The organism is Rhizobium sp. BR 317 (genome assembly GCF_047445835.1).
In the GTDB taxonomy this organism is placed as follows: domain Bacteria; phylum Pseudomonadota; class Alphaproteobacteria; order Rhizobiales; family Rhizobiaceae; genus Rhizobium; species Rhizobium paranaense.
The window spans coordinates 216,468-230,679 of the sequence record NZ_JARWLB010000004.1 but is presented as its reverse complement, the minus strand read 5'-3'; the positions used below and the strand labels follow the sequence as shown (position 1 = coordinate 230,679).

The 14,212-nt window shown below is 59.7% G+C and carries 15 protein-coding genes; 4 read left to right on the top strand and 11 right to left on the bottom strand.

Going from position 1 to position 14,212, the window contains the following annotated elements; all coding sequences use genetic code 11:
• Positions 1-18 precede the first annotated feature (18 nt).
• Genes QD357_RS08525 through QD357_RS08510 form a run of 4 tightly spaced genes read right to left on the bottom strand, consistent with a single transcriptional unit; the run spans position 19 to position 3,175 of the window.
• Entirely contained in the window at positions 19-1,152 is a 1,134-nt protein-coding gene (locus QD357_RS08525) for an ABC transporter permease (RefSeq protein ID WP_107108941.1), read from the bottom strand.
• Positions 1,149-2,036, bottom strand: coding sequence for an ABC transporter permease (locus tag QD357_RS08520; protein ID WP_414124143.1), 888 nt, complete (start codon positions 2,034-2,036; stop codon positions 1,149-1,151). The genes QD357_RS08525 and QD357_RS08520 overlap by 4 nt, the downstream gene beginning before the upstream one ends.
• A gap of 2 nt (positions 2,037-2,038) precedes the next feature.
• Positions 2,039-2,374, bottom strand: coding sequence for a hypothetical protein (locus QD357_RS08515; protein WP_107108939.1), 336 nt, complete (start codon positions 2,372-2,374; stop codon positions 2,039-2,041).
• A gap of 9 nt (positions 2,375-2,383) precedes the next feature.
• Positions 2,384-3,175, bottom strand: a complete 792-nt coding sequence (locus tag QD357_RS08510; protein ID WP_107108938.1) for an ABC transporter ATP-binding protein — start codon at positions 3,173-3,175, stop codon at positions 2,384-2,386.
• Between the two features lie 124 nt (positions 3,176-3,299).
• Here QD357_RS08510 and QD357_RS08505 point away from each other — a divergent pair, with 124 nt between their 5' ends.
• Positions 3,300-3,713: a cupin domain-containing protein gene (locus QD357_RS08505; protein ID WP_107108937.1), complete on the top strand. Its 414-nt coding sequence runs from the start codon at positions 3,300-3,302 to the stop codon at positions 3,711-3,713.
• A gap of 30 nt (positions 3,714-3,743) precedes the next feature.
• On the opposite strand, the gene hydA is transcribed toward QD357_RS08505, so the two are convergent.
• Together hydA and QD357_RS08495 are read right to left on the bottom strand one after the other, a co-directional pair.
• Positions 3,744-5,198, bottom strand: a complete 1,455-nt coding sequence (hydA, locus tag QD357_RS08500; protein ID WP_107108936.1) for a dihydropyrimidinase — start codon at positions 5,196-5,198, stop codon at positions 3,744-3,746.
• A 49-nt stretch (positions 5,199-5,247) separates the two neighbouring features.
• Positions 5,248-6,501 (bottom strand): Zn-dependent hydrolase, encoded by a 1,254-nt coding sequence (locus tag QD357_RS08495; RefSeq protein WP_107108935.1) that lies wholly within the window; start codon positions 6,499-6,501, stop codon positions 5,248-5,250.
• Positions 6,502-6,800: 299 nt separating this feature from the next.
• Between QD357_RS08495 and rutR the strand changes: the two genes are divergently transcribed.
• Positions 6,801-7,445: an HTH-type transcriptional regulator RutR gene (rutR, locus tag QD357_RS08490; protein ID WP_028751882.1), complete on the top strand. Its 645-nt coding sequence runs from the start codon at positions 6,801-6,803 to the stop codon at positions 7,443-7,445.
• Positions 7,446-7,540: 95 nt separating this feature from the next.
• Here rutR and QD357_RS08485 read toward each other — a convergent pair whose 3' ends face one another.
• From QD357_RS08485 to QD357_RS08465, 5 genes are all read right to left on the bottom strand, one after another.
• A complete protein-coding gene (locus tag QD357_RS08485) occupies positions 7,541-7,627 on the bottom strand; it encodes an SEC-C metal-binding domain-containing protein (protein ID WP_245276515.1) in 87 nt (28 codons plus the stop codon).
• A 306-nt stretch (positions 7,628-7,933) separates the two neighbouring features.
• Positions 7,934-9,247 carry an NAD-dependent dihydropyrimidine dehydrogenase subunit PreA gene (gene preA / locus QD357_RS08480; protein WP_107108934.1) on the bottom strand — a complete coding sequence of 438 codons (1,314 nt, stop codon included), beginning with the start codon at positions 9,245-9,247 and terminating at the stop codon, positions 7,934-7,936.
• 13 nt (positions 9,248-9,260) lie between these two features.
• Positions 9,261-10,619 carry an NAD(P)-dependent oxidoreductase gene (locus QD357_RS08475; RefSeq protein WP_107108933.1) on the bottom strand — a complete coding sequence of 453 codons (1,359 nt, stop codon included), beginning with the start codon at positions 10,617-10,619 and terminating at the stop codon, positions 9,261-9,263.
• A 544-nt stretch (positions 10,620-11,163) separates the two neighbouring features.
• Entirely contained in the window at positions 11,164-12,120 is a 957-nt protein-coding gene (locus QD357_RS08470) for a sensor histidine kinase (RefSeq protein WP_181316102.1), read from the bottom strand.
• A gap of 225 nt (positions 12,121-12,345) precedes the next feature.
• Positions 12,346-13,140 (bottom strand): response regulator, encoded by a 795-nt coding sequence (locus QD357_RS08465; RefSeq protein WP_107108931.1) that lies wholly within the window; start codon positions 13,138-13,140, stop codon positions 12,346-12,348.
• 266 nt (positions 13,141-13,406) lie between these two features.
• Between QD357_RS08465 and QD357_RS08460 the strand changes: the two genes are divergently transcribed.
• A complete protein-coding gene (locus QD357_RS08460) occupies positions 13,407-13,613 on the top strand; it encodes a NepR family anti-sigma factor (RefSeq protein WP_107108930.1) in 207 nt (68 codons plus the stop codon).
• A 12-nt stretch (positions 13,614-13,625) separates the two neighbouring features.
• Positions 13,626-14,177, top strand: a complete 552-nt coding sequence (locus QD357_RS08455) for an RNA polymerase sigma factor (protein WP_107108929.1) — start codon at positions 13,626-13,628, stop codon at positions 14,175-14,177.
• The last annotated feature ends 35 nt before the right edge of the window (positions 14,178-14,212 follow it).

Here is a 14,212-nt window from a genome sequence, read left to right as displayed (position 1 = left end):
CCTTGGCAGGATCCTGAACTACGTCTTTCCACCACGGATAGACGGATGCCAGAACGTCGTCATCCGCTCGAGAACGGCGACGATACCGTAGAAGACGGAGCCGACGACCGCGGCGACCGCGATCTCAGCCCAGACCATATCGAGATTCAACCGACCGTTCTCGGTTGAAATACGAAAGCCCATGCCCGACATGGGTGTGCCAAAGAACTCTGCCACGATGGCACCGATTAGGGCCAGGGTCGAGTTGATCTTTAGTGCATTGAAGATAAAGGGAGCCGCGGCCGGCAGGCGAAGCTTGAACAAAGTCTGCCAATAGCTCGACGCATAGGTGCGCATCAGATCGCGCTCCATATTGCCGGCGGCGGCGAGGCCGGCGACCGTGTTCACCAGCATCGGGAAGAAGGTCATGATGACGACGACAGCCGATTTAGATTCCCAATCGAAGCCGAACCACATGACCATGATCGGCGCGACACCGATGATCGGCAGGGCGGAGACCAGATTGCCGATCGGCAGCAGGCCGCGGCGCAGGAAGGCGAAGCGGTCGGCGAGAATGGCGACGATGAAGCCGCTGGTGCAGCCGATAATGTAGCCGATTAGAACCGACCGGAAGATCGTCTGCTGAACATCCGTCCAAAGAATGGAAGCGGAGCTGGCAATGCGGGCAGCAATGGCGCTTGGTGGTGGCAGCAGGATGAAAGGGATGCCAAACCCGCGCGTTACGGCTTCCCAGATGATGATGATCCAGACGCCGAAAATCGCGGGAATGAGCAACCGTAGCGTATAGCTCCCGGCGGTCGAATGTGCCGGGGTGACCGACAGGATGGCGACGCAGCGCCAGGCCAGCAGCCACGCCGCGGCAAGCAGGATAAAAAACGAGGCGAGCGCGGTGCCTTCGTTGCCCGATATTCCATCCAGCAGAAGCAAGGCGGCTGCATGTGCGGCAAAGAAGAGGATCGACGCACAGAGGATTGCGGACAGGTTCATGAAAGAAACAAGGGCCGCGGCACCAATGAGAACGAAGATGACGAACGTGGTTCCGCTACTGATGGGGGTGGCGGCATCGGCGGCGAGCAGCGGCAGCGCCAATAGCGCCGCAAGACAGAGAAGAAAGGAGAGCGTGCCTTGCCACGACACATGAGAATTCTTCATGCCGCCCGACCTCCCATTGCACGATCGACGATACGTGCCGCGATGCTGACAACGGCAATCAGTGCCGCGGCTAGTATCGAGCCGGCAACGAGGGCCGCCCATATATCGATGGTCAAGCTTTGATAGGAGCCGGCGAGCAGTTTGGCTCCGATGCCGGCGACGGCGCCCGTTGGCAGTTCGCCAACGATTGTTCCGGTGAGGCTGGCTGCGATCGCAACTTTCATCGAGGTGAAGAGGAACGGAACCGATGCGGGGACACGCAGCTTCCAGAAGGTCTGCATCGAACTGGCATTGTAGGTACGCATTAGGTCGAGATGCATGATTTCCGGCGATCGCAATCCCTTGACCATGCCAACGGCGACGGGAAAGAAGGAGAGGTAAGTTGAGACCAGCGCCTTGGGAATAAGGCCGGTAACGCCGATCGAACCCAGGACGACGATGACCATCGGCGCGATGGCCAGGATCGGTATCGTCTGCGAGGCGATGATCCATGGCATCAGGCTGCGGTCGAGTGCCAAGACATGCACGATGCCGACGGCAATGAGGATGCCCAAAAGGGTCCCGAAAGCGAAACCGACAGCCGTGGAGGACAAAGTCACCCAGGCATTGTAGACGAGGCTGCGATTGCTCGTCAGCGGTCTTAGAAACGTGTTTTCGAAGACATTCTGCGCCACCTGATGCGGTGCCGGCAGGATCGGCTTCGGCTGCGCGAGCGTCTTGCCGATGAATTCCATCGTACCGGAAGTGACGTTGGCGCGGCGGTCGAGATCGCGCTGGAATGGCGCGTTGAGAATGACGGCAAAGGCGTACCACAACACGATAATTGCCACCAGGATGGCCGTGACCGGCAGGAATTTATGTTTGAAGAATTGCTCCTTCTCCATGGTCACGCGCCCCTTTCCACCGGAAACAGCATCAGCGCCATCGCGACGATGCCGAGCCCGACGCCGGCAAGCTGCGGCAGACTGAGCCGCTCGCCGAAGACGACGAAGGCAACGATATTCACGACCACAAGCTGAGCAATGGCAGAGGCGGAGATCGCCAGACCAAGCCCGCCCTCGCGCATCAGCCGGACCATCATCAGATTGCCCACGCAATAGAGGCTGAGCGCGAAGATGAGGATCAATATGTTGTTGTTGGCGATATAGGCCCGCGAAGCAGTCGCGCCACCGATGAAGACCGCCATGGCACCAGTGAGCCAGAGGAGAAATTGCGGGTTCATAGCGTGATCCTATTCCTCATAGCTATGCCCGGCTCTCAGCCCGTCGCGGACACGATGGGCGATCTCCAGAAATTCCGGGGTTTCGCGAATACCCAGTGGGCGTTCGTGCGGAAGGGAGGATTCGATGACATCGGTGACGCGGCCGGGGCGCGGCGACATGACGACGATCTTGGTGGAGAGATAAACCGCCTCCGGGATCGAGTGCGTCACGAAACAGATGGTCTTGTTCGTTCGCTTCCAAAGTTTCAGCAGCGCTTCGTTGAGGTGATCGCGCACGATCTCGTCGAGGGCACCGAAGGGTTCGTCCATCAGCAGCAGGTCGGCATCGAAGGCGAGCGCGCGGGCGATGGAGGCGCGCTGCTGCATGCCTCCGGAGAGCTGCCAGGGATATTTGTGCGCGAAGCCGGTGAGGTTGACCAGATCAAGCGTCTGCTCGATGCGCTTGGCCTGATCGCTCTTCGCATAGCCCATGATCTCCAGCGGCAGAGCGATGTTCTTTTCGATCGTGCGCCAGGGATAAAGGGCAGCCGCCTGAAAAACGTAGCCATAGGCGCGGTTGGTGCGCGCCTCTTCCGGCGTCATGCCGTTGACGGTGATGTCGCCGGAGGTCTTGCGCTCAAGATCGGCGATGACGCGCAGGAACGTGGTCTTGCCGCAGCCGGACGGGCCGATGAAAGAGACGAAATCGCCCTTCCGCACGTCGAGATCGACATTGCTCAGTGCATGCACCGGCCCGTCATTTGTCTCGTAGGTGAGGCAGAGGTTCCGCGCGGAGACGACGGAGGGAGCGGATGACGTCATTAACACCTACCAGTCATGTTTTCGCCGCGCAGCCGAGGCGGATTGCGTGTTATCCTATACGGCATCGCGGTGGTTTTAGAACCGGAGGATGCCGCAGATCTATCGAATTTTATGGAGGAATGGCATGAGCGTTTCATCGAAGCCAACCTGCCGCATCGTGCAGCCCGGCAGCACCTATGCCGGGAAACAAGGCTTCAACTATTTCGAAGGGATTGCCGCCGAGACAGTGGGTTCGACAGGCATCTGCATGCATCTCCTGACGATTCCCCCGGGCGGACGCGCCAAGGCGCACCTGCATGCCGCGCATGAGACGGCGATTTACGCTTTGTCCGGCGAGACGCATTGCTGGTTCGGCGATCAATTGGAAGAGCATGTTGTCGTTCATGCCGGCGAGATGTTCTACATTCCGGCCGGCGTTCCGCATCTGCCCGCCAATCTCAGCGACCGGCCGGCGACAGCCATCATCGCCCGCACCGACCCGAACGAGCAGGAAAGTGTCGTCCTGCTGCCGGATCTGGAGCGATATGTGCCGTTGTGAGCTGATGGACCGGAACGCCGTTGCCAAGCGTCACACCCCGCTTGCGGGGATGCCGCTGCGCTGAACCTTGCGCGGCGCGGTGACCTCTTTCCAGGTCGAGAGTGCGCGGTTGGCGGCGGTGAAAGGCTCGCGCTTGACGAACTCGCCATGCCCCTGCTGCGTCTTGACCGTGCCTTCCTCGATGGCAACCACACCGCGGGTTAGCGTGTAGCGCGGCAGGCCCGTCACCTGCTTGCCTTCGAAGACGTTATAGTCGATCGCCGACTGTTGAGTGTTGGCAGAGATGGTCTTCGAACGCTTCGGGTCCCAGACGACGATATCGGCATCGGCGCCGACGAGGATCGCGCCCTTCTTCGGATAGACGTTGAGGATTTTGGCGATGTTGGTCGACGTCACCGCGACGAACTCGTTCATGGTCAGGCGGCCGGTGTTGACGCCATGGGTCCAGAGCATCGGCATGCGGTCTTCCAGGCCGCCGGTGCCGTTCGGAATCTTGGTGAAGTCATTCAGGCCGAAACGCTTCTGCGCGGTCGTGAAGGCGCAATGGTCGGTGGCCACCACCTGCAGGGAGCCGGAAGCGAGGCCGGCCCAGAGGCTGTCCTGATGCTGCTTGTTGCGGAAGGGCGGCGACATGACGCGGCGGGCGGCATGGTCCCAATCGGCATTGGCATATTCGCTCTCATCGAGCGTCAAGTGCTGGATCAAGGGTTCGCCATAGACGCGCATGCCCTTCTGACGGGCGCGGCGGATGGCTTCGTGCGCCTGTTCGCAGGAGGTGTGCACGATGTAGACCGGGCTGCCGGCCATGTCGGCAATCATGATGGCGCGGTTCGTCGCTTCGCCTTCGACCTCCGCGGGGCGGGAATAGGCGTGTGCTTCCGGACCGTTATTGCCTTCGGCAAGCAGTTTCGCCTGCATCTGCGCGACCACGTCGCCATTCTCGGCGTGAACGAGCGGCAGCGCGCCGAGTTCGGCGCAGCGCTGGAAGGAGGAGAACATCTCGTCGTCATCCACCATCAGGGCGCCCTTATAGGCCATGAAGTGCTTGAAGGTGTTGATGCCCTTTTCGCGGACGACGGCTTCCATCTCGTTGAAGACCTGCTCGCTCCACCAGGTAATCGCCATGTGGAAGGAGTAATCACAATTTGCCCGCGTCGACTTGTTGTCCCACATGGTCAGCGCTTCGAGCAGCGATTGGCCCGGCGAGGGCAGGGCAAAATCCACCACCATCGTCGTGCCGCCGGCAAGGGCAGCGCGGGTGCCGCTCTCGAAATCGTCCGAGGAATAGGTGCCCATGAATGGCATTTCGAGATGCGTATGCGGATCGATGCCGCCCGGCATGACATAGCAGCCCGTGGCGTCGAGCACTTCATTGCCGGACAGGTTCTGCCCGATCTCGACAATCTTACCGCCTTCGACCTTGACATCGGCCTTATAGGTCAAGTCGGCCGTGACGATGGTTCCACCCTTGATGACTGTGCTCATGGTGTCTGCTCCCGATGTGTGAATGTCTGGTGCTGCGCGAGGATGGCCGTCACGCCACAATCTCCGCAGTCTCCAGGACCGCGTGGAACAGGACATCCGCACCTGCGGTCGCCCATTCCTTGGAAATCTCCTCGGCCTCGTTGTGCGACAGGCCGCCGACGCAGGGGCACATGACCATGGTGGCCGGTGCCACCTTGGCGGCCCAGCAGGCGTCGTGGCCGGCGCCGGAGATGAGGTTCATGTGGCTGTAGCCCAGCTTCTCTGCCGCGTCGCGCACCGCGGTGACGAGCTTCGGATCGAAGGTCACCGGTTCGAAATGGCCGATGGCTTCGACGGAACAGCCGACGCCGAGGGCGTCGCAGATACCAGGCGCTTCAGCCTCGATCTTGGCGCGCATGCGGTCGAGCTTCGCCTTGTCGGGCGAGCGGATGTCGACCGTGAAGACCACCTTGCCCGGCAGCACGTTGCGCGAATTTGGCGAGAAGAAGACCTGGCCGACACCGCCGACGGCGCCCGGCTGGTTTTCCATCGCCACACCCTGCACCATTTCGATGATGCGCGACATGGCAAGCCCGGCATTGACGCGCATGTTCATCGGCGTCGAGCCGGTATGCGCTTCCTTGCCGGTCAGCGTGAATTCCAGCCACCACAGGCCCTGACAGTGCGTGACGACGCCGATGGTCTTGTCTTCGGCTTCGAGGATAGGTCCCTGTTCGATGTGATATTCGAAATAGGCATGCATCTTGCGGCTGCCGACCTCTTCATCGCCGAGCCACCCAATGCGCTTCAGTTCCTCGCCGTAGGTTTTACCCTCGGGGTCCTTGCGGCCATAGGCATAGTCCAGCGAATGCACGCCGGCGAAGACGCCGGAGGCGAGCATGGCAGGGGCGAAACGAGCACCTTCTTCATTGGCCCAATTGGTGACCACGATCGGATGCTTGGTCTTGATGCCGAGATCGTTCATCGTGCGAACAACCTCCAGCGCGCCGAGCACGCCGAGCACACCATCATATTTGCCGCCGGTCGGCTGGGTGTCGAGATGCGAGCCGACGTAGACCGGCAGGGCGTTCGGATCGGTGCCGGGGCGGGTCGCGAACATCGTGCCCATCTTGTCGACACCTACTTTCAAGCCGGCCTCGTCGCACCATGTCTTGAAAAGGCTTCGGCCTTCGGCGTCGGCGTCGGTGAGCGTCTGGCGATTATTGCCGCCGGCGATGCCGGGGCCGATCTTCGCCATGTCCATCAGTGCGTCCCAAAGGCGATCGCCATTGATACGCATGTTTTCTCCTGGCGTTGCCACCATGATGCAATCCTCACCTGTTTTTCCCGGGTCATGCAAGGCGCATGCCCAATTGTTCCCGATGGTCGCTTCCGGCGCGCTTGCTTGTTTTTCTCGCCCCGGAAAATCGCCGGTTGCCTTTAAAAGACATCTGACGGATAATTTGACCGATTGGTAAACATTACAACTTCCGTGGCGGCGCTCAAGACGAAAAGCACGAAAATTCCCGACAAAATTACAGGCAGTTGCCCAAAATTAAAGCATGGGCAGGGGAATGAGAGCTTGGCCGAAGGGCTTGGATTTCAAGGAGAAACAAACCAGACATGGCCATCCCCAGAGCCGCCAAGACGCAACGCCGCACTCGAATTCAGGAAGAAAAAGAAGAAGTAATACTCGAGGCCGCGCTGGACGTATTCTCCGTGCATGGCTTTCGCGGCTCGACCATCGACCAGATCGCCGAGGTCGCCGGCATGTCGAAACCCAATCTGCTCTACTATTTCCGGACAAAAGAAGCCATGCACCGCGCGCTGATCGACCGGGTGCTATTCACCTGGCTGGAGCCGCTGCGCGCCTTCGACGCCAATGGCAATCCCGAAAGCGAGATCCGCTCCTATATCCGCCGCAAGCTGGAGATGGCCCGCGATTTTCCGCGGGAAAGCCGCCTGTTCGCCAACGAGATGCTGCAGGGAGCGCCGCATGTGGAGGATGAGCTCCGAGGTCCGCTGAAGAGCCTTGTCGATGAAAAGGCCGAGGTCATCCGCGCCTGGGCGAAGGCCGGCAAGATCGCCAAATGCGATCCCTATCACCTGATCTTCTCCATCTGGTCGACGACGCAGCATTATGCGGATTTCGACGTGCAGGTGCGCGCGGTGCTCGGGCAGGAACATTCAGGGGAGGGGCGTTTCGAGGATGCGGCACGGTACCTCGAACAGCTTTTCGTCGACGGGCTCCGCATGCGCCACACTTGAGCGGTGACGCAATCCTCGAAAGAAATTGCGTCACACATGCCAGGCTGATTGAACTCAGTTCCGATCTCTAAAAATAGTAGTCCCGCTCGATGCCGTCATAGCGGCCTGATTTCAGGCAGCAATTCTTGAAACCGCCTCCGAGAACCGCAGGGGCAGGGATCGTTGCGGCCGAGTTTTTCGATCAGCTCGACATCGCCATGAACGAATTGTGAGCCAGTCTTAACCCGCGATTCCGATGGGAAAGCCTTACGTCGTTTGGACGTGACCTCAAAAGCTCACGTCGTGGAGGGTGTGGGACTTGCGTGACATGGTCGCCTCCTTTGGATTGTTATTTTTGCGATTATTCGCAGCGCGTGCCCCATAGCTCGTTTTCTATGCTTCCGCGAGCCGCGAAACATGTTTTTTGAATGAGGCCGATGCCAGCTACGAAGAGGCGGCCGCAGCAAGCTGCGACCGCCTCTTTATGTTCAAGCGAATTGTCGCCAGTGTTACTCCGCCGCCTGCCGGGCCATCGGATTGTTCGGATGGGTCGTCCAGTTGGCATAGTTCGGGTCGACGGTCTTGCCGGTGCGCTTGTCGAGGCTGCCGGCCGGCAAGGCTTCCATGGTGATGCAGTTCTCGACGGGACAGACGCTGACGCAGAGATTGCAGCCGACGCATTCCTCATCCATCACCTCGAAGTGTCTGGCGCCGTCGACCATGTTGGTGATGGCCTGGTGCGAGGTGTCTTCGCAGGCGATATAGCAGCGACCGCATTTGATGCAGGCGTCCTGATCGATCTTCGCCTTGGCGATGTAGTTGAGGTTGAGATACTGCCAGTCGGAAACATTCGGCACGGCACGGCCGATGATGTCGTCCAGATTGCTGTGGCCCTTTTCGTCCATCCAATCGGAGAGGCCGGATATCATTTCCTGGACGATCTTGAAGCCATAGGTCATTGCGGCGGTACAGACCTGCACGTTACCGGCGCCGAGAGCCAGGAATTCAGCTGCGTCACGCCAGGTGGTGATGCCGCCGATGCCGGAGATCGGCAGGCCGTAGGTTTCGGGATCGCGCGCTATCTCGGCCACCATGTTGAGCGCGATCGGCTTGACGGCCGGGCCGCAATAGCCGCCATGGCTGCCCTTGCCGCCGACCGTCGGGTTCGGCGCGAAATTGTCGAGATCGACGGAAACGATCGAGTTGATCGTGTTGATCAGCGACACGGCGTCGGTGCCACCGGCCTTGGCTGCCCGGGCGGGCTTGCGGATGTCGGTGATATTCGGCGTCAGCTTGGTGATGACGGGCATGCGGGTGTACTGCTTGCACCAGCGCACGACCATTTCGATATATTCCGGCACCTGTCCGACCGCGGAGCCCATGCCGCGTTCAGACATGCCGTGCGGACAGCCGAAATTGAGCTCGATGCCATCCGCGCCGGTTTCTTCCACCAGCGGCAGGATGGCCTTCCAGGCCTGTTCCTCGCAGGGAACCATGATCGAGGCGATCAGGGCGCGGTCCGGCCAGTTCATCTTCACCTGCTTCATTTCGCGCAGGTTGGTGTAGAGGTCGCGATCGGTGATCAACTCGATGTTGTTAAGGCCGAGCAGGCGGCGGTCGGCGCCCCAGATCGCGCCGTAGCGCGGACCGTTGACGTTGACGACCGGCGGGCCTTCCTCGCCGAGGGTCTTCCAAACCACGCCGCCCCAACCGGCCTTGAAGGCGCGTTCGACGTTGTAGGCCTTGTCGGTCGGCGGCGCCGAGGCGAGCCAGAACGGGTTTGGGGATTTGATGCCAACGAAATTATTGCGGAGATCAGCCATGTTGGTTCTCCTTTCAGGCGACTGCAGCGGCCGGCTTGGCGGCAGCGAGCGCACGGTTGATGGATTCGGCCGCGTCGCGACCCTGTGCAACAGCGGAGACCGTCAGGTCGTCGCCGCCGAGCACGCAGTCGCCGCCGGCCCAGATGCCCTCGAGCGAGGTCCGGCCTTCGCCGTCGATGGAGATGCGGCCGGATTCCATGCGCAACGCGCCTAATCCGGAGGCCTCGAATGTCTGGCCGATTGCCTTGAAGATCTGATCGGCGGCGATGACGCCGGTATCGCCGGTGCCGGTCAGCTTGCCGTCGCGCAATTCGGTATATTCGACTTCGATGCCGGCGACCTTGCCGTCCTTGTCGAGAATGCGCTTTGGCGCCAGCCAGTGGCGGATGATGACGCCCTTGGAGGCGGCGAGATCCTGCTCGTATTCCGAGGCGTTCATATTCTCCTTGCCGCGGCGATAACAGATCGTCACCTCTTCGGCGCCGAGCAGCTTTGCCTGCACGGCGGCATCAATCGCGGTCATGCCGCCGCCAAGGACGACGACGCGGCGGCCGATGGCGATGTCTGCCTTGTTCTTGGCCTGGCGCAGATCGGCGATATAGCCGACGGCATCGGCAACACCGTCGAGATCTTCGCCTTCGGCACGCAATGCGTTGACGCCGGCAAGGCCGAGGCCGAGGAAGACGGCATCATACTGCGACGAAAGATCGGCAAGGCTGAAATCGCGGCCGAGTGCCTGGCCGTTCTTCACTTCGATGCCGCCGATCGACAGCACGTAGTCGACTTCCTTCTGGGCGAAATCATCGACCGTCTTGTAGGTGGCGATGCCATATTCATTGAGGCCGCCGGCCTTTTGGCGGGCGTCGAAAATGGTGACGTCGTGGCCATTCACTGCGAGGCGGTGGGCGCAGGCGAGGCCGGCTGGACCGGCGCCAACGACAGCGATCTTCTTGCCGGTGGAGGCGGCCCGAGCGTAGAACTGCTTGTTCTCGGCCATCGCCGTGTCAGTGGCATAGCGCTGTAGGCGGCCGATTTCGACGGGGCGCTCTTCGGCAGTGTTGCGCACGCAAGCCTGCTCGCAGAGCTGTTCGGTGGGACAGACGCGGGCGCACATGCCGCCGAGGATGTTCTGGTCGAAGATCGTCTTGGCCGAGCCAATCGGATTGCCAGTCGAAATCTGCCGGATGAACAGCGGAATGTCGATGGAGGTCGGACAGGCCGTCATGCACGGCGCGTCATAGCAGAAATAACAGCGGTCGGCAGCGACCAAGGCCTCGTGACGATCAAGGCGCGGATGCAGATCGGAAAAGTTCGCATCATATTCGGCCGGCGTCAGCCTGCCTTTATGAATCCCAGTTTCCAGGCGTCCCATTGAAGTTCCCTCATTATAGTAAACAGCCAGTGGTATGAACGGTAACTCAGGATAAAAAATTTATCAAACGGTAAAATTTTGGAGCGTTCTGCCATTGTCAGCACAGGCAGCGCTGTCGCGATCATGCAGTGCTGCACCCAGTCGAGGGGTCTCCGCTAAACATATGGTTCGATTTTATTTTCGAGGAACGGATGCCGGCTGAGCGGAGCGCAAAGCGGTAAGCTTCCGAGTTCAGCGCGGCCTCAAAGGTCCGTTGGCGCCCATTTTTGACATTGGCGATAGATGCTGGAGAAAAAATCGAAATTTTTTTAAGAAAGATGGAACCAAGGTTCGGCGCCATCGTTAAGGAGGTGTCCTGGTGATGATCGCATCAACCGATGCACGCCCCCAAAACTCATCACCGGGCATCTACTCACGGTCCCCTCCCGATGAGTGAAAAGCAGCCAGTGCGCCGCCCTCGCGCTGGCTGTTTTCTTTTGTAGCTTTGCCTAGAGCGGGAAAGCGTTTCACGGAATCGCTTTCCCGCTCCGGACAGAAAACTGCTCTAGGACCGGCGCTTCAGGATTTCATATTCGGTTTCGGGTATTGTCAGGCGATAGCCGATGCTGTCGTCGTCGATGGCGAACTGGGCGCGTCCGTTCATGGATGTGGGCACGACCCGCTCCAGCACGGTGCGGCTGAAGCTGTTGTCCTCGAACTCATGATCGGCGGGGAAAAAGAAGCGCTCCGACCAAGCCACCTCGATCGCCTTCTTACCATCGAGTTCTGCTTCCTTGCAGTTCAGCGTGATGCTGGTGGCGCCGGCGGAGATGGCGCCATGCGAGGCGGAATTGACGATCAGCTCATGCAGGGCAAGCCCGAGATGCACTGCGGCATTCGGGGTGAGATGCGCATTGATGCCGTAGATCGGCATCGGCACTCCCGCATCGGGCCAGTAGGGGGCGAATTGCTTTTCGGCGAGTTCGAACAGATAGGCGCCGCGCCAGCTTGAATCGGTGATCAGGTCCTGCGAATTCGATAGGGATTGCAGGCGGCCGCGGAACTTGATCAGGAAATTGTCGAGCGACAGCGTATGACGCGCCGTCTGCGTCGCAATGCCCTGGATGATCGCCAGAAGGTTCTTGGAGCGATGCGACAGCTCGCGCAGCAGCGATTTCAATACTTTTTCGCGGTGGCGGCTCTCGGTGACCTCGGTGATGACGGAGAGCAGGCCCTGCGGCTTGCGCCCTCCGATGCGCTCGATCTTCAGCTCGTAAATGCGCACGCCATCGCCGGTCACGAACTCCACTTCGGCGCTGACGGGCTTGCCGCTTTCCAGCACGCCGCGTTTCAACCGAGACAGGTGTTCGCCATCCTTCTCGCCGAAGAGATGGATGTCCGTGCCGCCGATGATGAGGGACGGTTTCAGGTGATCGGGCAAGTTTTCCGCATAGCGGATCGCAAGGCTTGGGTCTTGAAAGAGGATCGAGATACCGGCGCTGCCCAGCGCCCGCTCCATCATAGCGACCTTGCCTTCAAAACTTAAAGGCGTGCCGGATAATGGTTCAGTCGTATTCACCGGCTTGCCTTTCACTCCAATTTCGAGAACCCTGCCGACAGGGTATTCTCAGCCGGAAGAACTCGATCCGGTTTATACAATCATTCGCTATAACAGTCGGTAAAGCGTCCCTAAGCAGCCGGAACGTCCGGTTGCTTTTTTTGTTCCGCGACAAAATGTCGATTCGGGTCAGGCGGCCACCTTTGTGGTTTCGTTAAAGAAAAGCGCCTGGCTGATCAGAGCTTTCACCATGTCGGGATTGAATGGCTTGGTCACAAGGAAGGTCGGCTCCGGCCGCTCGCCGGTCAGTAACCGCTCGGGGAAAGCGGTGATGAAAATGACCGGTATGCTCGACGTCTTGAGGATGTCATTGACAGCATCGATGCCGGAGCTGCCGTCGGCAAGCTGAATGTCGGCGAGCACCATGCTGGGATTGGTGGCATTGTGCAGGGCAACCGCCTCCGCATGGGTGCGGGCGATGCCGGTGACCCGATGCCCGAGGCTTTCCACCATCTGCTCGATATCCATCGCGATCAGCGGTTCATCCTCGATGATCATGATGTCTGTCGCGACTTGGCGTGAAATTTCCTGTGATGCCTTGTCGAGCAGATTCATGGCTTCGGTCTCCGTCACGTCGAGAATGTCGGCGATTTCGCCGAGACGGAAGTTTTCGACGGAGGCGAGCAGGAAGGCCTGGCGCGCGACCGGCGAAACCTTGGCGAGATTGACCGAAGCGCGCTGTTCCCACGCATAGGGCGAGGTCGGCTCGGGAATCTGGATCGCCGTGGAACCGAAGAGTTGAGTGAAGAGTTTATAGAGTGCAACGCGGTCGTTGGGCGTGTCTGGGAAGATGGAAAGATCGGCAATGATCGCTTCCAAAACCGCCGCGACATAGGCGTCACCCGATGTCTGTGTCCCGGTCAGCGCACGGGAATAGCGGCGCAAATAGGGAAGATGCGGCGCAATGCGTGTGGAAAGTGTCATCAATGGCTCCCGCCCTTTATCAATTCCTAATTGAAACACAGCCTCCAAGACTGCAATGACAAACAAACGCAAATTCAGTAAAAAAGTTCCTCGGCATCGGAACTTTTTTTGAGGAAAGACATTACCCTGCCGACGAACAGTAGGCTTCAACCTCTCCGAATTCGGGCCAAGAAGGGACGTGAGGAGGGCAGCGGCCTCCACATTGGGGTGCATAGAGGTACACCCCGAATCCATGAACGCAAGAAATGCGGAAGTGAGCAGGCTAAATGACCACCCAGAATCAAGAGGACGCGGACCGCAAACGGCCTGACGTGCGTGCTGTCGATATCCTCGATCCTAACAATCAAATCGGCAACCGGTTGCGCTCATTCTATGCTGCGGCGCAGGATGAGGCTATCCCGGATCGCTTGCTCGACCTGCTCGAGAAGCTGGATCAGGCCGAACGTTTGGCTTCCGCAAAAGTCTCCGATTAAGGAGGAAGCGTTATGGAACCGCAACCGAGCTTCAAGCGCGAACTCCTGGCTGCCCTACCGAGCCTGCGTGCCTTTGCCATTTCGTTGACCGGCCGCCACGACCGAGCCGATGATCTCGTGCAGGACACGATCATGAAGGCTTGGGCCAAGCAGGACCATTTCGAGATGGGCACCAATATGAAGGCCTGGCTCTTCACCATCCTGCGCAACGAACTCTACAGCCAGATGCGCAAGAGCGGCCGCGAGGTGCAGGACAGCGATGGCCTGTTCACGGAATCGATGGCGACGCATCCCGCGCAATACGGTGCGCTCGACCTGCAGGATTTCCGCAAGGCACTGGACCAATTGCCGCCCGATCAGCGCGAAGCCATCATCCTGGTCGGCGCGTCCGGTTTTTCCTATGAAGAAGCTGCCGAAATCTGCGGCTGCGCTGTCGGCACCATCAAGAGCCGGGTCAACCGCGCCCGCCAGCGTCTGCAGGAATTGCTGCAGATTTCCGGAGAAGCGGACTTCGGCCCGGACGCCACTTCAGCGCCTTTGACGTCCAAGGCGTTTGCCTTCTAAATCATGTGATCTGCATCCCTGTCGTCCGCGCCTGG